At 45.6% G+C, this 23,783-nt stretch carries 7 protein-coding genes and 2 tRNA genes; 6 read left to right on the top strand and 3 right to left on the bottom strand.

Annotated features, from left to right (window positions below):
* Positions 1–3,606: a PVC-type heme-binding CxxCH protein gene (locus SKC38_RS01330; RefSeq protein ID WP_377974422.1), complete on the top strand. Its 3,606-nt coding sequence runs from the start codon at positions 1–3 to the stop codon at positions 3,604–3,606.
* 273 nt (positions 3,607–3,879) lie between these two features.
* Entirely contained in the window at positions 3,880–5,013 is a 1,134-nt protein-coding gene (gene tgt, locus SKC38_RS01325) for a tRNA guanosine(34) transglycosylase Tgt (protein ID WP_377974420.1), read from the top strand.
* Between the two features lie 3 nt (positions 5,014–5,016).
* Here tgt and SKC38_RS01320 read toward each other — a convergent pair whose 3' ends face one another.
* On the bottom strand, positions 5,017–5,487 hold the full coding sequence (locus SKC38_RS01320; RefSeq protein ID WP_315574624.1) for an Lrp/AsnC family transcriptional regulator: 471 nt from the start codon (positions 5,485–5,487) through the stop codon (positions 5,017–5,019).
* 99 nt (positions 5,488–5,586) lie between these two features.
* Here SKC38_RS01320 and SKC38_RS01315 point away from each other — a divergent pair.
* The 4 genes from SKC38_RS01315 (at position 5,587) to SKC38_RS01300 (ending at position 8,475) form a co-directional block, all read left to right on the top strand.
* A tRNA-Gly gene (locus tag SKC38_RS01315) sits at positions 5,587–5,659 on the top strand.
* Between the two features lie 45 nt (positions 5,660–5,704).
* A tRNA-Leu gene (locus SKC38_RS01310) sits at positions 5,705–5,790 on the top strand.
* Positions 5,791–6,080: 290 nt separating this feature from the next.
* A complete protein-coding gene (locus SKC38_RS01305; protein WP_377974418.1) occupies positions 6,081–7,328 on the top strand; it encodes a serine hydrolase domain-containing protein in 1,248 nt (415 codons plus the stop codon).
* A 148-nt stretch (positions 7,329–7,476) separates the two neighbouring features.
* Entirely contained in the window at positions 7,477–8,475 is a 999-nt protein-coding gene (locus SKC38_RS01300; protein WP_377974416.1) for a glycosyl transferase, read from the top strand.
* Positions 8,476–8,539: 64 nt separating this feature from the next.
* Here the strand turns inward: SKC38_RS01300 and SKC38_RS01295 are convergent, their stop codons facing one another.
* Together SKC38_RS01295 and SKC38_RS01290 are read right to left on the bottom strand one after the other, a co-directional pair.
* Positions 8,540–9,430, bottom strand: coding sequence for a PorP/SprF family type IX secretion system membrane protein (locus tag SKC38_RS01295; protein WP_377974414.1), 891 nt, complete (start codon positions 9,428–9,430; stop codon positions 8,540–8,542).
* Positions 9,431–9,454: 24 nt separating this feature from the next.
* Positions 9,455–23,728: an Ig-like domain-containing protein gene (locus SKC38_RS01290; protein ID WP_377974413.1), complete on the bottom strand. Its 14,274-nt coding sequence runs from the start codon at positions 23,726–23,728 to the stop codon at positions 9,455–9,457.
* Between the last annotated feature and the right edge of the window lie 55 nt (positions 23,729–23,783).

Here is a 23,783-nt window from a genome sequence, read left to right as displayed (position 1 = left end):
ATGCGTTTATTGCTATTTGCTTGCCTATTATTGTCCCAAATCACCTTGAATGCCCAAACCGGGCGTCGACTCGAGCTCCTCTTTTTAGGAGACAAAGGACACCACAAACCTTTCGATCGCTTGCCGGCATTGCAGTCGGCCATCGGTGTCAAAGGCATGAACATCACCTACACGGAATCGTTGAAAGATTTGAATCCGCAGTACTTGAATAAGTTCGACGCCTTGATCATCTATGCGAATCACGATTCCATTCCTGCCCCGCAGGAAAAGGCTTTGTTGGGCTATGTCGCAACGGGTCACGGTTTGGTGGCGATTCACTGTGCGTCCTTCAACTTCCGGAATTCGAAGGAATTTGTGAAGATGGTCGGCGGGCAATTCTGGCGTCATGGCATGGATTCTATCCGGGTTCAAAATGAGGCCAATACAAACGTGCAAATTAAGACCGTTGACGAGACCTATTTGCATTCCTATTTACAACCCGACAATCAGATTTGGCAAAGTCGAATTTTGGGACCTGAACAGGCCAAAGATAAACCCGGCGTGAAGACGGAACCATATACCTGGACGCGCTCGTATGGCAAAGGAAATATCTTTTACACGGCTTATGGCCACGATGAAAGAACGTGGAATACAACCGGTTTTCAAGACCTAATTACGCAAGGCATTTTGCATGCGGTTGGCCCTGAAAAGCGGGCAATTTTGGCAGCGCTTAACTTGCCTACCTTGAAATACCGCGAGGCACATTTACCGAATTACGAGAAACGCGAAGGGCCTCAATTGCAGCAATTGCCTTTAAGCCCGGAGGAATCTGCTAAATTCATTCAAGTTCCGGTAGACTTCAACTTGCAATTATTCGCCGCAGAACCGAACGTCATGCACCCGATTGCGATGGCTTGGGATCACAAAGGACGTTTGTATGTGTTGATTACCAAAGACTACCCGAACGAGCGCAAAGAGACCGGCGGAAGTGACTACATCTTGCTTTGTGAGGACACGAATAAGGATGGAAAGGCTGATAAATTTACCAAATGGGCAGATGGTCTAAGCATCCCAACCGGCATGGTATTTGCGAATGGCGGAATGATTATTTCGCAGGCGCCACACATGATTTTCTTGAAGGATACGAATGGTGATGACAAGGCCGATGAGCGCAAAATTTTATTCACGGGCTTCGGCACAGGCGACACGCACGCGGGACCGTCGAATTTGCATTATGGCTTTGATAACTGGATTTGGGGATGTATTGGTTATTCGGGATACAAGGGAAAAGTAGGGGCGGATTCCTTGCAATTTGCCCAGGCATTCTTCCGTTTCAAACCCGATGGTTCGAAAATGGAACACATGACGACAACGTCAAACAATACCTGGGGATTTGATTTCAATGAAGCGGGAGATGTGTTTGGTTCTACGGCAAACAACGCACATGGTTGGTACATGCCTATTCCACATCGCAACATCTGGCATGCCCCAATGTCCTTAAACGGTTCCAAAAACACGGATACGCACAAAGACATGCGGACGATTACGCAAAAAGTACGTCAAGTAGACGTTTTTGGTGGATTTACGGCCGCAGCAGGACATAATTTTTACACCGCTAGAGCCTTTCCAAAGAGCTATTGGAATCAAATCGCCTTCGTTTCTGAACCCACGGGACACGTGATTCACCAGAACCGACAAGTTGCCAAAGGCTCTGATTTTAGCGATCAAGAGGCCTTTAATTTGCTCGCTGGAGCGGATGAATGGGTATCGCCCGTATTTGCACAAGTGGGTCCGGATGGTGCCGTTTGGGTTGCCGACTGGTATTCTTACATCATTCAGCATAATCCTGTGCCACAAGGATTCAAAAATGGTGGTGGGAATGCTTATGATACGGATTTGCGAGATTTCACGCATGGACGGATTTACCGAGTAGGCTACAACAAGGCTCCGGCATATACGCCAGTGGATTTAAGCACACCCGAAGCTTGCGTTCAAGCCCTATCGAATAACAATTTATTCTGGCGCTTGACGGCTCAACGATTATTAGTGGAACGCGGAAATAAAGATGTAGTTCCTGCATTGATCGCTTTGGTTTCATCCGCTCGCATGGACGAAATCGGATTGGCGCCGGGAGCTATTCATGCCTTGCGAACATTAGAAGGCTTAAACGCATTGCCATTCGATGTAACTGTCAAAGCCTTGCGTCATCGCAGTGCAGCGGTTCGTAAGCAAGCGGTGCAGGTATTACCTCGTACGGAGGCGGGAGCGAAAGCAATTCTAGCGCTTGGTTTATTGAATGACCGTGATTCATTGGTTGTATTGAACAGCATTTTGGCATTAAGTGAGATGCCGAGCAGTCCAGTGATCGATGCTGCCGTGATGAAGAAAATGGCTGCAAGCCAACAAAACGAGGACCGTTGGATTCCGGATGCATTGACGGCTTGGGCGATGGCGGCGAATCAAAAACGTATCGATGGAATCATCAAAACGGAAGGAGCTAAATCGGCACAAACGGTCGCAGAGAAATTAGCCAAAGACTTGAAAAATCCATCTGTGGACGGCTCTACTTCGGGCATTGATTTAGTCATAGAAGAGGTTCAAGTAAAAGGAGGTAACTTCAAATTACGTGAAGGAGCCAGTTTTGTTGTTCGTGTGAAAAACCGCGGGACACAAGCACTAGCGAAGGAAATCCCGGTTCCTATGAGCATCAAAATTGAGGGAATGGGCAGTCGGATCGACATGGAATCTTATACCTTCAAGGATGGCATTGCACCTGGTGAAACGGTATCCGTGATTAAAGGAAACAATGGCCCGTGGACGGGAAATTTAGGTTGGACCGCAGAAAATCCGGGCAATTATACGATGGAAATTGCCTTGGATCCGAAGGCGAGCATCGCGGAATCGAATCGAGGAAATAACGGGTACCGACAAGCCATTGCGGTGAATAATACGTCGACTTTATCGAGCTACATGGTGGAAAAAATCTTCCGTGCTGGTGCGACCGAATGGACAGGAAATCAGGTCGTTGACAAATTGCGTTTAATCAGCAATCCGGAAAGCAACGCGATGGGCGTGGCCTTGAAAGGAGCGGCAGGCACTTGGAATACCCGTCGGGCGGCAGAGCTTTCGGAAGAAAATAAAGCTTATTTCGTGGCATTGGCAAAAGTGGTTCGTCCACAAGATGTGGAGATGTGGGAGCGCTTGGCGAATGCATGGAAGATTGAAATTCCAAATACAGGTGCCAAAGGCAATGTGGTGAAGGTCACGATTCAAACGATCAAGGAAGCGATGAAATATAGCCCGGCGGAATTCAAAGTTCCGGCTGGTGCGACGGTGGAATTGATTTTTGAAAATGTGGATGCAATGCAGCACAACTGGGTATTAGGAGCATTGGGAAGCCAAGAAAAAATAGGTTTGGCAGCAGATAAGATGATTACCGCCGCTGACGGCGCAGCGAAAAACTACATTCCTTCGATGCCGGAAGTATTAGCATTTACACCTTTGGTTGAATCGGATGGTCGGGTGAAAGTGGTCTTCAAAGCTCCGAGCGTACCGGGTAATTATCCGTTCTTATGTACTTTCCCGGGGCACTGGCGGATTATGAATGGGGTGATGAAAGTGGAATAGAGGTAAGAGTTGAGAATTAAGAGTTAAGAGATGTGGACGTCCTTCGGACGGAAATTTATAACCCTAGGCTTTAGCCTAGGGATTTCACGATCGCACCTACTCCCCAGACTAAAGTCTGGGGTTATAAAAAAAACCATCTGGACTAATCCCCTCCGGACTATTTCCCTTCGGACTTCGGACCAACCCTCTCCGAACTAACCCCCTCCGAACTTCGGACTATTTCCCTCCGGACTAGCGACTAGCGACTTGTGACTATTTTCGTACCTTTGCCGCATGAAGTTCGAAATTGAAAAGCTAGACCCGAATTCCAAGGCGCGGGCAGGAAAGTTAGAGACAGATCACGGGGTCATTGAGACACCCATTTTCATGCCGGTAGGTACCGCAGGAACGGTTAAAGCGGTCCACATTTCCGAATTATCAAAACCCATTAATGCCCAAATAATTTTGGGAAATACATACCATTTATACCTTAGACCCGGCCTCGACGTCATCGAAGCAGCGGGTGGATTGCATAAATTTAACGGTTGGGATAAACCCATCCTAACCGATTCCGGTGGCTACCAAGTCTATTCTTTGGCAGGAACCGGTCGGAAAATTCAAGAAGAGGGCGTCAAATTCAAGTCGCATATCGACGGCAGTACACACTTTTTCAGTCCGGAGGGCGTGATGGATATTCAGCGCACGATTGGAGCGGACATCATGATGGCCTTCGACGAATGTACGCCTTATCCATGTACCTACGAATATGCGCGCAAGTCAATGGACATGACGCACCGCTGGTTGGATCGTTGCATCAAGCGCTTCGACGAAACGACTCCTAAATACGGCTACAACCAGGCATTATTCCCGATTGTACAGGGTAGTGTTTATTCGGATTTACGTAAAGTTTCCGCGGAATACATCGCCTCTAAAGACGCCTTTGGTAATGCGATCGGTGGACTTTCTGTGGGTGAGCCGGTGGAAGATATGTATAAAATGGCCGATGAGGTAACTGATATTTTACCCAAAGACAAGCCTCGATATTTGATGGGTGTGGGAACGCCGGCGAATATTTTGGAAGGAATTGCGCTCGGAATCGACATGTTTGACTGTGTGATGCCTACGCGAAATGCGCGGAATGGAATGATTTTCACGACGCAGGGCTTTATCAATATCCGAAATGAAAAGTGGAAAAATGACTTTTCGGTGATCGACCCACACTTTGCAGAAGATATCCATGGGCAATATACCAAAGCCTATTTACGCCATTTGGTGCGCTGTGAGGAGCTTTTGGGACCAATGATCGCGAGTGTGTTTAATCTACGTTTTTACCTATGGATGGTTGGCGAGGCCCGCAAGGAAATTCAAGCAGGCACCTTTACCGCATGGAAAAATCGGATGATTCCGCAGTTCATGAACCGCTTATAGCCATCAAGGAATAGGCAAAACCTTGCTTTCTTTGAAGCTAGAAAGGATCACCATCGTGGAGGTAGCAGCTACTTCTTCGATTTCGTTGATTTTTTCCAACATCAATTTTTGGTAGGTAGAGATATCTTTCGAGATAATTTTCAACATAAAATCACCAGAACCTGTCACGTGATGACACTCGATCACCTCGGGAATTTGGTTGATTTGACGCACAAAAGATTCCGTTACTTGCTTTTTGTGACCTGTCAACGTTACCGTCACAAACGTGCTTACGCCTAATCCGATTTTATCGCGATCTACCTGAGCGTGATAGCTTTGTATGATTCCCAAAGCTTCTAATTTCTTCACCCGTTCCAAGGTGGGAGCCGGCGATAAACCGATTTCTTTGGATAATTGCGCATTGGTAATCTTCGCGTTTTGCTGAAGAATTTCCAATAATTTATGATCGATCTGATCGAGTTTGGTGATGCTCATTTGTTGATTTGAAAAAACAAAAATAAAGATTTTTTAAGGAAATTTTGCCTTAGGTCTTGCATAAATAACTTTAAGGTTCTACTTTTGTACCCACAAAACGCGAAAGTAGCTCAGCTGGTAGAGCGCGACCTTGCCAAGGTCGAGGTCGCGGGTTCGAACCCCGTCTTTCGCTCAAAACGAGAAGGCACCTCTAGGTGCTTTTAAGTTTTACAGGGCTGCCTGGGTGGTGGAACTGGTAGACACGCAGGACTTAAAATCCTGTGAGCCGAAACGCTCGTATGGGTTCGATTCCCATCCCAGGTACATAAATCGACTAAAAACCTTCTAAGGAAACTTGGAAGGTTTTTTTGTTTTTAGACGTTGTAGAGACGCGATACCTCGCGTCTAGTCGCTAGTCGTCAGTCTAAAGGGTTTTTTAAAACCCCAGACTTTAGTCTGGGGGTCAGGTGAACCTAGTGATCCCTAGGCTAAAGCCTAGGGTTATTAATTTCCGTCCGAAGGACATCCACACCTCTTAACTCTTAGCTCTTAACTCAATTCCCTTGCATCTCCCCCACACAATCCGTAGTTTGCGACGTCATAATAACCTATCCATGAAAAAAATTCTGTTTTTACTCCTAACGGGCTTTGCTGCCACGGCGCAAATCCTCTCCCCTATTCAAAAATCGCATCCACAAATGGATGACAAGCGTTTGGCCTACATCGATACCGTGATGGAGGAATACATCCAAAAAAACTGGATGGTGGGCTCCACAACCTTAGTCATCAAGGACAATTCTGTGGTTTACTTTAAGTCGAATGGCTATGCCGATTTGGCGAATAAAAAACCGATGACCAACGAGGCGATTTACCGCATCATGAGTCAGACGAAAGCCATTACGAGTGTGGCGATCATGCAATTATTCGAACAAGGGAAATTGCGTTTAGATCAACCCGTAGGAGATTTTATCTCAGAATTCGCGACCCAACAAGTGCTCAAAGATTTTAATCCCGCGGATTCTTCCTACACGACGGAGCCTGCGAAACGCAAAATTACCATTCGCGATTTGTTGAGCCATCGCTCCGGAATCGACTACGCGGCGATTGGTTCTCCCAAGATGCAAGCCATTTATGCCAAAGCGGGGATTCCTTCAGGCTTAGGTAATTTCAACGCGGTTTTACTCGATAAAATGAAATCCTTGGGGCGCTTGCCATTGGCACACCAACCCGGCGAAAAGTTCACTTATGGCTTGAATACGGACTTATTGGGTTGTTTAGTGGAGGTCATCACAGGTAAAACGCTGGAAGACTATTTCAAAGCAAATATTTTTGAACCGTTGGGAATGAAGGACAGCTATTTTACGGTTCCTTTAGAAAAATCATCGCGTATGCCAAAGGTTTACACGGAGAATGCCGACAAACAAATTATCCCTTGGGATCCTAATTTCCGCAATTTAGACCCGAATTATCCACTTTATCCGCACACCTACTTTTCAGGCGGTGCTGGACTTTCCATGTCGACTTTCGACTACGCAACGTTCTTGCAAATGTTGTTGAACGGGGGTGTTTACAATGGCAAACAAATCTTAGGTCGGAGAACGATTGAACTCATGACCAGCCCGCAGATCAACATGGGAAATGATGATTTTGGCTTAGGGTTCAGCATTACGTCCAAAAAATCTGCGCAACTGAATGTAACTTCCGAAGGCAGTTATGGTTGGGGAGGTTATTATGGCACCACCTACTGGGTAGATCCCAAAGAGAAAATAGTCGCATTAATCATGACGCAACATACGCCAAATTCACACGGGGATTATGGTGATAAAATCGAAAACATCATCTACGGCAGTTTGAAAAAATAGCCTTGTCACGCAGGCTTGGCGCCTGCTGGCCCGTGCGGTGGCGAACGCTGCCGGGGTCGCTGACCCCGGCAGCGTGGTCACGCCAGGCGCCAAAGCCCTAACGATTTTCAATTTACATTTCGTATTTTTGAAACTGATAATCTGAAGCATGCAAAAAATCGTCATCACCATCTGTTCCATTAACTACCTCGCCCAAGCCAAAACGCTCGGCGATTCGCTAATGAAACATAACCCCGATTATACGTTTTTAATCGGTTTGGTGGACAGAATTGATGCTTCGCATGTCGACAAGAACCTATTACCCCCATACACCCTCGTAGAACTGCATACAATTGGCGTAGAAGACCTCGACGAGATGTGCGCGCGTTATGACATCACCGAACTAAATACGGCCGTTAAACCGTACTTTTTGGACTATGTCTATCAACAATACCCTGAAGCACAATTTGTGCACTATTTTGATCCAGACATCATCATCTACCAACCGCTCACAGAAGTTGAAAAAGGATTGAAAGATCATAGCCTTTTCCTAACGCCTCATACGCTGCTAGCCTACCCGGATGACGCCTGTAGCCCCAATGAACGTGGGCTTTTAAACACGGGATTATATAATCTAGGTTTTATTGGAACCAAACGCAGCGATACAACGCATCAGTTCTTGCAATGGTGGAAGGACCGACTTTTTGATCAATGCTACATCGATTTGGCAAATGGCATGTTTGTGGATCAATTGTGGGTGAATTTTGCCCCTATTTTCTACGAAGATGTGTTCGTCAGCCGACACCTCGGGTTAAACATGGCCTATTGGAATCTGCATGAACGCCAAATAACAAACGATAACGAGCCCTACCAAGTCAACAATCAATATCCCTTGATATTCTTCCATTTCTCCGGTTATTCACCTGAAAAACAAACCGAAATATCCAAATACCAAGACCGTTATAGTTTCCAAGAAAAAGGGGACGTTGCCAGTTTATTCGATTATTACGCTCAAGCGCTCATCGCTAACGGCCACAAAGAATTAAAAAAATGCAGCTGCTACTACATTAAACCGGCTGCAAAAGCACCGGTTAAACGCTATTTGCGCGTCCGCAAATACGCCAGCATGCCCTTCCGCTGGATCATTCAGCTCATTGAGAACGCCTAGAAACAAAAAAGTCGTGAATTAAAAACGCACGACTTTTCTAACTCTGTGTTCTAAAATTTACTGTCTATTTCTTAGCCAAACGCACTCGCAAGGCTAGCTCATGCGATTGACTCGTCATTTTACTGATTTGGGAAGTTGGCAATTCATACACATAACCCAAGTAAAAAACTTTGGTCATCTGAACGCCTAATCGAATTCCTATACTCTCGCCTCCGCGGTACCCAAGGCCTGCATCCAATTTACCATGCATGTTAGCCACCACATTCACATCATAACTAGCCGGCAAATCTGTCGCTAATCGAATCAAAGCACTTGGATAAAGTGTTAACTTTTCCGAAACAGGCCATTTTGTCCCTGTCATCACGAAGAAACTCGGGCTGTCTTTATACGCCGCACCCGTTGTCCCAAAATCATAGCGAAACATACGTGGCTGTGATACGGAGAAAAATAGGCCATCACCTTTGTAAACTTTCACACCCCAACCGGTATTTACTTGCATTCCGGTGGAACGATCTGTCGCAAATGCCTCATCACCACTTTGAGGCAATCGAATACCATTGAAATTCAAGGTCATATTACCGACGCCGCCACGAATACCTCCTGAAAATGACCAGTCTTCATTCAAGCGTACATGGTAAGCAAAATCAAGGCCTACATGAACCGTTTTCATCGGGCCGGCCTCATCTAGTAAGCCCACAATTCCAACCCCCTTTTGTTTCCCCCACTTCATGTTTGCAGTAATACCCATGGTTTTAGGAGCGCCTTCAATACCCATCCACTGCTGGCGATTCATCACCGTAATTTCCGTTCCTTCATATCCTCCCACGTGCGCAGGCGTAATGTTTTGAGGGTTGAACCGATATAGACTGTATATCGGGTCAACTTGCCCCAGCGCAGGTAAACTCATGCCCACGAACACGATAGAAATTAATTGAACTAGTTTATGCTTTATCATATTATCTCTTCTTATTTCAATCAATTATTTCAACCGATTGATGTACACATAGGTCGACACCGTTGGATATTTGCCAAAGAAATCCAACACATAGTAATAGGTACCATCCGGCAAATCATGTCCGTCTGAGCCTTTACCCGCCCAATCATTTTTGTAATTTTCTGCATCATAAACCACCTGACCTGAGCGATTCATGATCGTCATTCGGTTTGGCTGCCGACTTAAAATTCCCGGAATAATAAAGGTGTCATTTTTGCCATCACCGTTTGGCGAGAATCCTTGCGTCGTAAATGTTTCACAAACGTCTTTATCCAAACGGTTTGGAATACCATCGTGATCGCAGTCTGGCAACGCACCATAATTCAAATCATCTTCAACGGCATCCAAAATTCCATCACCATCCGTATCTAAATCCAAGTAATCTGGGATACCATCTTTATCCGTATCTGCTGGAACCCCATTAATCAAATTAGCCTCCTCTTTATCCGAAACACCATCATTATCGGAGTCCACATCCACGTAATCGGGCTTGCCATCTTTGTCGGTGTCCACCGGATGATTCGGATCTTTACCAGCCTCAATCTGATCTGAAATACCGTCGCCGTCTGAATCCGTATCGGTGTAATTGGCCATCCCATCTCCATCCGTATCCAAATCACGGTAATTAGTAATGTCATCCCCACTTATATTCGAGGAAATACTTCCCGTTATGCCAGACTCCACCGCATCCGGAATCGTATCGCCGTCTGAATCCAAATCACGGAAATTATATACACCATCGCGATCTGTATCAACAGGTGCCAATGGATTAACTCCCGCCTCATACGTATCAGGAATTCCATCATTATCTGCATCTAAATCCACGTAATCAGGTTTTGAGTCAGCATCCGTATCTACAGGTGTCGCGGGTTTCAAACCGGCCTCGATTGCATCCGGAATTTTGTCTCCATCGGAATCCAAATCCACATAATTTGGTTTGCCATCGGAATCCGTATCCACCGTTTTCTCCACCGCATCCGGAATCATATCCCCATCGGAATCTAAATCGATGTAGTTTGCCAAACCATCACCATCGGTATCAATGGCCTTCTCAATCGAATCCAAAATCGTATCATTATCCGAATCCAAATCGCGGAAGTTCAACAAACCATCGCCATCCGTATCGATTGCTTTTTCAATCGAATCCAAGATCGTATCGTTATCTGAATCCAAATCACGGAAGTCGGCCGTACCATCCCCATCCGTATCCACATTGGTCTCTATGGCATCCGAAATACCGTCCGCATCGGAATCTAAATCATGGTAATCTGGCATTCCATCCGAATCTGTATCAGCAGGCATTTTAGGCGTTGGGCCTACTTCCACTAGATCTGAGATTCCGTCATTATCCGAATCCGTATCACGGTAATCAGGCTTGCCGTCGTTATCAAAATCCTGTGGCATTCTTCCGTTTGCTCCAGCTTCAAATGCATCAAGCATGCCATCATTATCCGAATCAAAATCTTCAAAATCGCGCGTGCCATCGCCATCGGTATCGCTTGGTTTGGCACAAGTTAGTGCCTCTACCGAATCTGGAATGCTGTCATTATCACTATCCAAATCCCTGAAGTTTAAAATACCATCACGATCTAAATCATTTAATCCATCAGCTCCATCTTGAATACAATCATTATCGCTATCCGTGTCCAAGAAATCAAATTGACCATCGCCATCTGTATCTTTTGGCGATGGATTTACAAACTGAATCCGATCATCCCAACCATCTTCGTTATTGTCTATTTTGTCCGAATCTTTGCACGTCCAGCAACGATCAGTTCCCTCCCAACCATCTGGAATTCCATCTTCGTCACTATCTAAATCCTCAAAATTGTATTTCCCATCACGATCCATGTCATTAGAGCCTTCATACATATCACCCACTCCATCGCCATCTGAATCATCGTCTCGATAGTTGCGCAAACCGTCTTGATCATTATCATTCATTCTTTCAAATAAATCGGTAAGTCCATCATTGTCAGAATCACGATCCAAATAATCAGGTGTGCCATCTCGATCCTTATCGTATGGAACAATGGGTCTTCCCCCAAATCGGGTCTCTAAATTATCTATGACTCCATTTGCATTCGCATCAACAAATGCGCCTGAAGCTACCGAAATGCGACCATCCCAATTATAGTCTAGATTTACATCATAATCATTCACGGCTTCCCAAGGATCAAATATTCCGTCATTATCACTATCATAATCTAAGTAATTAGGCGTTCCGTCTGAATCTAAATCGGTATTCCCTTCTAAGGCATCTAAAATACCATCATTATCACTATCTAAATCGCGATAATTCATCACTCCATCTCCATCGGTATCCGTCGTTCGCTCAGTGGCATCAAGAATGTTATCCCCATCAGAATCCAAATCCAAATAATCCGCTGTGCCGTCACCATCGCTATCGCGAGAAGAACTTGGACTTTGACTATTATAACCCTCGATGTAGTTTGGAATACTATCGCCATCGCTATCAGCAACCACGTCACCTGCGGCGTTCGGGTTCGTTCCTTGCCGACTCTCCACATAATCTGGAATACCATCTCCATCGCTATCCCGCGAAGATGCTGGGTTATTCGGGTTAGTACCTTGTTGGGTCTCAACGAAATCTGGCACGCCATCCCCATCGGTATCACGAACACTCGTTGAATTGAAAGGATCTGTTCCTTGGGCAATTTCTACATAATCCGGAACCCCGTCCCCATCAGAATCCTTGAAGCTTGCTGGGTTATTAGCATTGGTACCGTCCAACATCTCTTGGAAATCTGGCACACCATCCCCATCCGTATCATGCGTTAATTCCGTCGCATCTGGAATACCATCGCCATCTGCATCTGTATCTAAATAATCCGGTATACCGTCCCCATCTGTATCCGTCGAAGCAACGGGGTTATTCGGGTCAAATCCTTCCAAATAATCCGGAATACCATCCCCATCCGCATCATGCAATGTGTCAGGTGCGACCAATGGGTTTGTCGATTGCCGTGTTTCCACGTAATCTGGAATGCCTCCGCGGTCGGAATCCAAGAAACTTCCCGCATTACGCGGATCAGTACCCTGGCGTATTTCCACATAATCTGGAACGCCATCGCCATCGCTATCTAAATAACTCGAAATATTCGCTGGATTTGTCCCTTGGTGTTGCTCTACATAATTCGGAACACCGTCCCCATCTGAATCCAAGAAACTTGTCGCGCTGTTCGGATTTGTGCCTTGTTGGTTTTCAATATAATCCGGCACCCCGTCGCCATCTGTATCCAAGAAACTTCCCGCATCGTACGGATTCGTACCTTGCGCTTGCTCGTCCGTATCTGGCACGCCATCCCCATCAGAATCCCCAATCAACACCGTCATAATCGTCGTGATGCTCGCTGCATTGTAATTACTATCCTGCGCTTGCGTCGCTGTAATCGTCGTCGTACCGATGCCCACGATAGTCACCGTATTGCCACTGATTGTTGCAACGGCAGGATTGCTACTTGTGTAGGTAATAGCGCCTGTTCCCGCTGAACTTGTAGGCGCAGTAATCGTAAATGCCACATCTCGGATTGTTTTCGTGATGGCAGGGAAGTTCGAAAGCGTTGGGTTATCACGCGTGATGCGAACAGAGATTATCGCGGTTGCACATGTACTTGTCGACGTATTACACACTTGGTAACCAATCGTCACCACACTAGCTGGTTCATTCAAACCTGCCGTATATGTCAGCACCCCGGTCGTAGGCGTAAGCACAACAGTTCCCGTTGCTGTTCCTGCAAATCCTCCATTTAGACGAGTTAAACTGATATTCGCTCCAGGAACAAAATCGTCATTCAACATCACGTTACCCGAAATGCTTCCGTTGACCACAGGCCCAAAGAAATCATTTTGAGCAAGGGCCAACAATGGATTCGTATCATTCAAGTTGATTACACCATCTCCATCGCAATCCCCTTGTTGCCAAGCGGTAGATGTCGCAACAGTCCGGTGAATCAATAGGTACGAACAATTATTGCGCGGATTCGTATTGTCGTTGACCTCAGTCGCATCCAAGACACCATCCCCATCACTTTCTAAATCATAAGGATTACGGAGTCCATCTCCGTCAATATCCGAAGGTGTCAAGCCCGTTCCTGCCGTAGATGGAATACCGGATGCATTGACCGGACCATCTGCCTTGCCATCATTATTTGCATCGGTTCCACCTGCCTCAATCACATCTTTGATGCCATCGCCGTCAGAATCTAAATCCAAGTAGTTTGGAATATTATCCCCATCCGTATCACATGATATACTCGATGGGTTACATGCCGCATTTTCAATCGTGTCTAAAATACCATCATTATCGTCATCCAAATCCCCCAAGGTATCAAACACCCCATCTCCATCAGAGTCTACCGGACAACCGTTCAAAAGAACAGAACCGGCGACTAAACGACATTGGTCAACCGCATCTAAAACAGTATCACCATCTGAATCTAGGTCATAAGGATTGGCAATTCCATCTGAATCAGTATCAACCGTTGCCAAACCACTTCCTGCAGAAACGGGAATGCCGGGGCTTGTAATCGCTCCGTCTGCCTTACCATCATTATTTGCATCTGTACCTCCTGCTTCGATCACGTCTTTGATGCCATCGCCATCGGAATCTAAATCCAAGCGGTTTGGAACAGTATCACCATCCGTATCGCAAGACGCGCTAGCCGGATTACAAGCAGCATTTTCTGCCGTATCTAAAATACCATCGTTATCATCATCCCAATCATCAATGGCATCATAATATCCATCCCCGTCGGAGTCTACCGGACAACCATTCAATTGTGCTGTACCAAATAACAATGGACAAGAGTCGGCCGAATCGATAATACCATCTCCATCAGTATCAAGATTTGGATCATTGAATTCAAAGACACGAATCACGGCACCAAAGCTCGATGAGCCTCCCGTATTGGTCGCTGTAATCGTATACGTTGCTTGCGCCGTAACGGCGGTTGGCGTACCTGAAATAACCCCGGTTGTCGAGTTCAAAAGTAATCCTGCAGGCAGGGCCGGAACAACCGTATAGCTAATAACGGTACCGCCTATACTCGAAGGGCTTAAGCTCGTCATCGCTTGGGTTCGTACCAAACCTACCGGAGTCGCATAACTTAATTGCGATGGCGCTACATCGACCACGGTAATGTTCATGGCAAATGTTGTAAAGCCCGTTCCGTTGTTGGCGGTCAACGTATAATTCGCCGATGGACTTAATGCTGTAGGCGTACCTGAAATCACACCTGTGCTCGTGTTAATCGACAAACCTGCCGGCAACGCTGGACTAACGGTATAGGTAATGACTGCGCCTCCGCCGACGGTTGGAGTCAACGGACTAATCGCCACCGTTTTCGTTGCTGTAAGCGTTGCCGATGGATATACCAAATTCACCGGTGCATAATCCTTGACTTCAATCACGACGTTTTGGGAAACAGATCCCACGAAGTTGGAGGCTGTCACCACATAAGTTGCAGAACCCGTAATCGCGGTAGGCGTACCCGAAATGACCCCGGTCGATGTATTGAAACTTAATCCCGCTGGTAAAGCTGGCGAGATAGTATATCCCGCTGGGGTTCCACCGTTATTTGATGGAGTCAATGGGGTAATTGCGGTATTCAAATAATAAATAGGTGGCGTTGAATACGTGAAATTGACTGGCGGCGCATCATTCACAATGATGTCCATACTTGTAGTCAATGAACCAGTTACGTTAGAACCAACAATGGTATAGGTTGTCCGAGCCGTTACCGCAGTAGGTGTTCCTGTAATAACCCCTGTCGTCGTATTAAATGATAATCCGGCCGATAATGCTGGACTTATGCTATATGAAGTAATTGTTCCCCCTGATGTACTTGGCCCAATCGGTAATATGGCAATTCCTCTTTCCAGCACAATCGGTGAGGCATAACTCAAGGTACTTGGGGCGACATCATTGACGGTCAGAGTGAATGTCGTTGTGGTTGAGCCACCTGAGTTGGTCGCAGTAATCGTATACGTGGTAGCTGCTTTAAGCTCGGCAGGTACACCTGAAATCGTTCCAGTCGCAGGGTCGAATACCAAACCACCTGGTAAACTTGGGCTGATGCTGTAGGTATTCACAACACCTCCACTATTTGTAGGAACAACAGGCGTAATGCTTTGGCCTAATAAGTAAATCGACGGAACCGAAATGCTTAAAGCCGTTGGGGCAGGTTCTAATACCGCCAAACTCGTCACAACGGATGTTGATCCCCCAACATTGGATGCGGTAATTGTATAATCACGAGCAGCACTTAAGCTTAAAGGCGTTCCGGAAACTTCTCCCGTCGTCGTATTAAAACTTAAGCCAGCAGGAAGTGGTGGCGCAATGCTATAGGATGTTGCCGCAGCGCCCGAAACGAATGTTGGCAATAAATTTGTAATAGCAGACCCTCTTGTCCACGATGCGCTTGGCGCAAAAGTAATGATTGGAATATTCGGATTGAGTACTGTTAATGTCGCTGAGGTTGTACCTCCATTATATCCCGTTGCCGGATCTTGAATCGCAGAAATGGTCGTCGTTCCTAATCCTACTAACGTCACGGTTGTCCCGGAAATCGTTGCTACTGCAGGATTTGAGCTGATATACGTGAACGCCCCTGAACTGGCTGATGTTGGCGCAGTTATCGTATAAGTTCCATCCGTAATGGTCTTAGTTTGATTCGCAAATCCACTCAAGGTTGGGGTGGTATTGGAAACCAATCCTACGATCAACGGTGCACTAATCGACGCCGAACGATAGTTTGTTGTGCTAGCCTGAATCGCGGTCAAGGTTGTTTGTCCATCACCGATAATCGAAACGGTATTCCCAGAAACGGTCGCAACGGATGGGTTGCTTGAATAGTAGGTATAGGTTCCATTACTTGTTGAAACGGGCACTGGCAAGGCAAAGGACGGTTGGCCTTTTGTCTTATTGTAACCGGAAACCCAAGTGATCGTTGGAGCTAATTTCGAAGGATCCGATACCGTTACCGGAATTGTAGCCGTAGTTGCCGCGTAGATACCACTCGCAGCTTGCGATACAGTAATTGTCCCTGAACCAGCAGTCGTTCCCACCGTCAACGTTGTCCCGCTTACAGAGAACACATTCGCCACAGATCCCGAATAAGTTATCGCACCTGGCGAATCTGATGTTACGCCCAATGTAACGTTCGCATCCCCAATTAACTTATTGATTGGCGTCAAACGAATGGAGGCATATTTCGTAACTGTTACAGTGAAGGTTGTTGTTGCCTCCGCATAGTCTTCCGTCGCATTTTGCTTCGCTGTAATCGTCGTAACACCCGGTCCCACAAGGGTAACATTATTCCCGGATACCGTGGCAACCGCTGTGTTGCTGCTCGTAAAGGTGAAGGTTCCGTTACTATTTGAAGTAGGCGTTGCGATCGAGAAGATTGGATCGGAAACCAACTTATCTACATTGGCAAGCGAACCTAAGGTCGGTACTGTGCGTGTCGCACCATAGACCATAACGTTATACGCTCCACTTAGTGTAGGGTTCGTGTTATCTGTAGGACTATAATTATTACCATCAACAAGACTAAAATACTCGGTAGGATATCCTTGATACGCATAAATTCGAAATTCTATTGTTCCAGATGGTTGCGTAGTTATGTTAGCTAAATCTACTGAGGTTAAACCATATCCTCCACCCGCAGCGGATGTAAATTCCCCTAAAGAACTCGCGAAATTATCAACGCTTGAGCGCAACTGCAACCTAGAATTAAATCGACTATTTAATCCCCCCAAAACAAAACGGGTAAACTTCGTACCAACACTCGTTGAAACAGAATAGCTTACAAAAGACGATAAATTAATCGCCGAATAATTAGTACTTGCCCAATCATTGTATGTACTATTTGGACTCGACATACCCAATTGTGTTGTAGAAGCCGATGCAACCGCGCCCGATTTTGTATAGGTCGCTGCTAAAGGGTAAGTTGCAGAAGAGGTATTAACTTGGTTCCATCCTGCTAATAAATCAACCGACGAATAAGGGGTTCCATACGCGAATCCATTTAGGCTTGCTGTACCACCTGATGTTGTTACGCTAACAGACCCAGTAGTGCCATTACGTAAAACTGCTGTGACTGTGTTATTATCTACAACAGTGAAACTGTAAGCGGCCGTTCCACCAAAAGAAACAGCACTCGTTGAACTTAAGTTGGTCCCTTTGATTGTCACTGTCGTACCCGCATTCGCACGAATTGGATTAAAATAAGCAATCGTAGGTGCAGGGGCGAAAGTAAATCCACTTAAACTCGCGGATGTGGCCAAGGTACCTGGTGTCGTTACTTGTACAGAACCCGAAGTCCCTGTTCCTACAACAGCCGTAATTTGTGTATTGCTATTCACCGTGAATGAAGTAGCTGCCGTACCTCCAAAACTTACAGCTGTTGCACCGGTAAACCCAGCACCTGTAATCACGACACTTGTCGTTGCACCCGATGTAGTAGGTGTAAAAGATGTAATGCTAGGCGAGGGATTTCCAATCATGAATAAAGACCCGGCTAATGTCATCGTTCCTTTAAATCCGCGGAAAATCACACGCTTGTATGGCGTGTTATTGCTTGGATTTGAATTCACAGGATCATCCTCAAAGGTCGTAGAGGCCACGGATTGGGCAACCCAAGCACCACCTACATAGCTATATAAAACAGGATTTACGACTGTTCCACTCACGTCCGCAGGATCATAACTGAAAATTAAATCCGTACCTGTGCCTGTTGAGTTTGCAGAAGTTTTTCCTAAATACCAGGTTTTGTTCACAACATTGGTTAAAGCTGTGCCTGTCGTTCCCGCTGAAAGAACCCCGGTTGCGACCCGTGCAGCATAAATTTCAGAGGCGCTTGCATTATTAACCATGGTCACCGGAGCATAGGCGTTCCCAACACCAATCGGGAAGGTTGTTTCAAAATTTCCAACAGGCAGTTTCATCATACCCGTACTATTGGTATTTACGTAAGCAAGCACACCGGAGGCATTGACATTCGCCCCACCATCAGAAACAATTCCACCTGTATAATTTCTAACACCTAATGTTAACACTTTCCCATTTAAGCGCAATGTCCCAGGTACTGACCAATCAGAAGCAAAGGTATAAGAACCTCCTGCTCCATTAGCTAGCAAGAAAACGGAAGTAAAATTGCTCGGAGCAGCTGGGCCGATACCATTTGCATTGGAGCCCCAATTGGCCAAGCTTTGCAATTGCCCAGCCGCACCTGTTGCTGAAGAATAAAAGGGTGCAACAACGTTCAAATTAAAACTTGTGCTTACCTCACATCCATTGCCATCTGTAGCTGAATAAACCCATTGACCCGCATCGTAATTTGTTACAGATGATATGGTAAGTGTGTTTTGCTCACCGCCAAAGAAACTAAATGAAGGGCCCGACCAACCAGACCCACTTAAACTAGTACCCGGTGTAAATGGCGAAACTGTCACATTTACAACACCCCCCTCACTGGTTGTAATATTCGATGGAGCGGTTTTAATTGAAGGAACAACATTTAATCCGTAACCCTTAAATTGCAAATGACTTAATCCAGCACCAGAACCCCATTTGGTCGCCCGGATGTAACGCGCTTCGACTTCTGTAAATGTTCGGTCAGGAAAATATCCACTACCATATCCATTAAATGCCGACTCATATTCCGTATTAGACAAATTGTTCTCTAAGGTATACCAATTGACATTATCAGGACTATACTCAATCGATCCTCCATTCCAATCCTCTAAGCTATATTTACCCCAGTTACTTGCATATGGTGAATTGGGATCAGGTGTAAATCCTCCAATACCACCTATAACCATCGAATTAATTCGATAAATAGAGCCAAAATCTAAAGTAATTTGATTTGCTACGATACCAGACTTCGTATCGATACCCCCGTATTGTCCTTGGTCAGATAAACTTCCAGCACTAGAGGTATTGAAATAATAAGTTACGTCAGGATAGACCCAGTTCATATTATAATCATAAGTTCCCTGATCTCCAGGAACATTATAAGAGCCCGAACTTGGATTTAAATAGGTAATACCGGCATAATTAATGTAGTTATTAACCGAATAGGAATTGGAACAAGATCCAAATACATCTGCAACATTGACAACGGAACCATTGCTGTAAGAAGTACAACCCGCTGAGGCAGTCAAGGCAATCCGGTACATAAATCCATTAAATTCTTTTTTAACCGAAGATAAGGTTAAGGTAGAAGAAGTTCCTGTCGTACCCGAAAATCCTGAATAGGTAATCCCATCCATGCTAGCAGTAATATCTGTATAGGTTAAACCTCCATCCGTACTACGTTGCCATACATAAGAAGTTTGGCCACTTAAGCCCCCTGCAACGATTTTCTGATTCGTTGAATTCGTAACAAATGCATAATTTGAAATCGTATTTTGTATCGAGGCGCCCGTATAAGTAACCGCGACTGCAGAACGAGGGCTAACACAACCCACGGGGCTTGTTGCCATCGCCCAATACGTCTGAGGCATCGAATTACTCACGCGTGGCATATTACCAATCTCTGGTGTAACATAAGCGTTACCTGTTCCTAACGTAAATCCTCCGGAACTTGCACTGTGCCAAGTAATTGTTCCGGTGGCAGAAGTTGCACTAATCGTTGTGGAACCCGGCTTACATATCGATCCAGGCGTCGTACTGGTAATCGTAGGCAAGGCGATAATGGTTCCCGTAACGGCAGTGCGTGGGCTCTCACAAGATGCACCATTTCCAGTGACAAATGCTGTGGCATATTTATTACCAGTCGCAGAAAGCGTAAAGGAATAATTCAAGCCTGTATACAAGAGGCTTCCTCCAGTACTTTGATCGTACCAACGAATATTTCCTCCCGTTGAAGCAGTCGCGCGCAAGGTCACCGTCGTATTTTGACATACAGTTCCACCTGTTACAGATGTTACGGATGGCGTGTTTAAAATTGTAGCTACGACTGCGGTCCGACTAGAACTAATGCCATTGCAATTGGTTGCCTGTGCATAATAGGTTGTCGTCGCAGAAATAACAGGTGTAACAAATGATGTTCCTGTTCCCAACAAGGTTCCGCCCGTAAGAGCAGAATACCAATCAATCGTAACTCCACCAGTAGAAGCAGTCGCTGTTAATGTAACAGAACCTGCATCGCAACGCGTAGCGGAAGCCTGTAAATTATTTGTGGAAGATATTGTAGGCAAGCCTGTTATCACCGTCGCTAAAACAGCTGTTCTAACAGCAGATTTACATCCATTGGGTGTTATGGCTCCCGCGTAATAATTGGTTGATGAAGAAATACTTGGTGTTGTAAAATTTGCAGTACTTGCCAAAAAGGTTCCATTTACACTCGCCGTAAACCATTCAATCGTACTTCCTGCAGAAGCAGTTGCTGAAAGTGCCACGGTTCCGTTCACACCACATCTTTCCCCTGGCACCGTTGCATCCACTGTAGGCAATGCTGTAACTGTCACAAGTACAGGTGTTGTAAAATAATAATTATTCGCATCCCCCGGATTCGTCACCCCACGTCTAAACCAAGTGGTTTGTGTCAATGCCGTAGAGGCATAGGTTGTCGATGTCGCACCAGCAATATCCGTAAAGTTTATTCCATCTGTTGATTTTTGCCATTTATAAGTCAAGGTGCCTCCCGTATAACTCGCCGCAGCAATACTTGTAAATGCGGCTGGGGATGCCCCCGAGCAAATGGTTTGATCAGAACCAATTGACCCGGCTTCACCGGTCATGTTCCGATAAACATCCACCGCATTCGCCACTTGGGTCGCTACGATATCTAATTTATTGTCACCGTCAACATCCAGTAATTCCAACTGGTGATAAACTCGGTTTGCAGTCGTCGCAACAACCACGGCTGGTGCAAAAGAAATCGTTCCAATCGTTGAGGTATTTGCCAAATAGGCAATTTTTGTTGAGAATCCACCTGCTGAAGAATAATCAGATACGATAATATCTGGCTTCCCGTCCCCGTTCATATCCCCTACGGCCAACATATACGTATTCAATAAGTCGGGCGTTGCAAAATTACTCGCCGCTGATGGAAAACTTAAGGTCCCCGTCGCATTGTAGGTGTTCATTAACACAGATACTTGCTTGGTCGTACTATTTGAATAGACGATATCCAAACGACCGTCGCTGTCAAAATCGGCAACTTTGACCGAATTTGCTATTCCGCCATTTGAATTCATGCGAATCATGAAATTATCAAATTTGAAATCCGTCAAAGTCAATGAACCTGGGTTGGTGGTATTGTTCAAAACATTTATCGCAGATCCCGCCACCACAACATCAACCTTCCCATCACCATTCAAATCTGCCCGGTCGGCAGCATACATAGGCCCTACTAACAGGTAATCCGTACATGATTTACAAGCGCTCGCATTGGCAGACTTTCCGGTTGTACTCGTAAACGTTGTTCCTGAGGATGTATTTTGAGTTAAATAGTAACCGGAATTATAGTTAACCCCATTTGTGATATCTAGGATAGACTGACCATTGAGTCCAAAAATATCCAATTTACCATCGTTATTAACGTCCAAGGGAATCATCGCGGCATCCACGAAATAATCCCCATTGGGTGCTTTGATGCTTCGGTAAGACCCTAAACTGATGGAACCACTCGTGCTTGAATTCATATTCGCGAATCCTCCTGCAGCAGACAATCCATTACTTGTAGCCAAATCGATCTTGCCATCATTGTTCAAGTCGGCAGCCATCACCGACCGAGAAGCATTAGGGAAATACGTTTCTGTCACGCCAGCAACAGCTGTCACGCCAGCAAATGTGCTCGAATTCACAACACCCGTCGTTGCCGTATTTCGCAAAACTTGAGGAACGCCAGCTGAAGAATAAGTTGCCAAGTCCGGTTTTCCGTCTTGGTCAATATCAGCAACTGCCAATCGTTGGGATGGGTTTAAAGCCTCGGGAGTAGAAAATGAAATAGGCGCTAAAAAGGACGTGTTCGCCAAACTCGAATATTTGGCATTTGCTAATCCGGTGTTTTTGGGCAAGAATTTGGCTTGTGAAATCGCAGTCAAGTTAGTGGCGGTATTCACCACAGAGAAATGATCATATTTCGCGTGCGCCGGAATCGTGACCGTGATGCTTGTGGATGTTGCAGATGTGATCGTACATTTTGAACCTCCTAAGTACACAATATTATGAGCCGCATCATCGCCAAAAAACTGTCCATTTAATGTTACGGAGCTTCCTACGGCCCCCGAGGTAGCACTTGTCGTCAAAATCACAGGTGCCGCCACATAAGTCAATGCAACCTCATCAATCGCTAAATTACCTCCGTTATATCCGCCAAAGGTATAGGTCGGCGTAGGGCAATAAACTTTAACTCGGCTGTAAGATGTTCCCGAAGGAATAGAGCTATTTGTTCGCACCGTAACATCCTGAGTTCCTTGACCTGAGACAATTGTGGCATTGTCAAACGACCATTCAATAATATAATTGGCCCCGCCACCAGGTAAATCAACATGGTAAGTGTAAATAGTGTTAGCCGCCCATTGTTGTACATGGTTGGCATCATAAACAATATTGTTTCCCGTTGGAACAATCGTTGCCGACGTAGGCAATGTACAAATAGGCGGGTTTTGAATATAATAATTTTGATCAAATGCCGCCCACTCAAAAACTACCCGATACGTTGTACCCGGCTTTAAGTTATAACCCGTAAAGAATAGGTAAGTTGAGGTTCGATCGTTTTGTAAAGGATCGCTGTTTGTATACGTTTGCCACGTTGATTGGTTTTGCAAAAATGTGGTCAAGGCCGAGGTACTCGTTCGGTAAAAATCCCCGCCCGTAGGCAAATACTGCAAATCCGAAACTGGCATGAACAACACGCGCGGAGGGAAGGAAGACCCATCCGGGTTTTTCCATTTGAATGATAAATTAATCGAAGTAGCATTGGAAGGGACCGCGATGTCCTTATACATATAGACAATCGAGTTTCCCGCTTGCGGGCTTGTCAATGTTTGTGTACTTGCATTGTTCGAGACATAAGCTCCATTTGAACCTGCAGATTTAACAGCTGGGCCTACTTGCCATTGATTGGCTTGAATGCCATTTAAAAAAGTCCAACCATGCGCACCTTCGAAACCGCCATCCGTATTAGGATTGATGATATAATTAACCGACTGAGCAAAAGTTTGTTGATGAAGTGAGCCCAATAAAAAGATTAGGGCAAGTAAACGCGTAAATCGAATTGTCATGTGTAATTAATAGAACATTGGATTATTCCCACACAAATGTCTTTTTTTGATGCCC

Origin of the sequence: Aquirufa echingensis, assembly GCF_042714525.1 — a bacterium.
Taxonomy (GTDB): domain Bacteria; phylum Bacteroidota; class Bacteroidia; order Cytophagales; family Spirosomataceae; genus Aquirufa; species Aquirufa echingensis.
Note: the sequence above shows the minus strand (reverse complement) of the source record. Positions and strands in the feature narration are given on the sequence as shown.

Coding starts and splice junctions, on each gene's coding strand:
- SKC38_RS01330 (WP_377974422.1), top strand. CDS start 1: ATGCGTTTATTGCTATTTGCTTGCCTATTATTGTCCCAAATCACCTTG.
- tgt (WP_377974420.1), top strand. CDS start 3,880: ATGAAGTTCGAAATTGAAAAGCTAGACCCGAATTCCAAGGCGCGGGCA.
- SKC38_RS01320 (WP_315574624.1), bottom strand. CDS start 5,487: ATGAGCATCACCAAACTCGATCAGATCGATCATAAATTATTGGAAATT.
- SKC38_RS01305 (WP_377974418.1), top strand. CDS start 6,081: ATGAAAAAAATTCTGTTTTTACTCCTAACGGGCTTTGCTGCCACGGCG.
- SKC38_RS01300 (WP_377974416.1), top strand. CDS start 7,477: ATGCAAAAAATCGTCATCACCATCTGTTCCATTAACTACCTCGCCCAA.
- SKC38_RS01295 (WP_377974414.1), bottom strand. CDS start 9,430: ATGATAAAGCATAAACTAGTTCAATTAATTTCTATCGTGTTCGTGGGC.
- SKC38_RS01290 (WP_377974413.1), bottom strand. CDS start 23,728: ATGACAATTCGATTTACGCGTTTACTTGCCCTAATCTTTTTATTGGGC.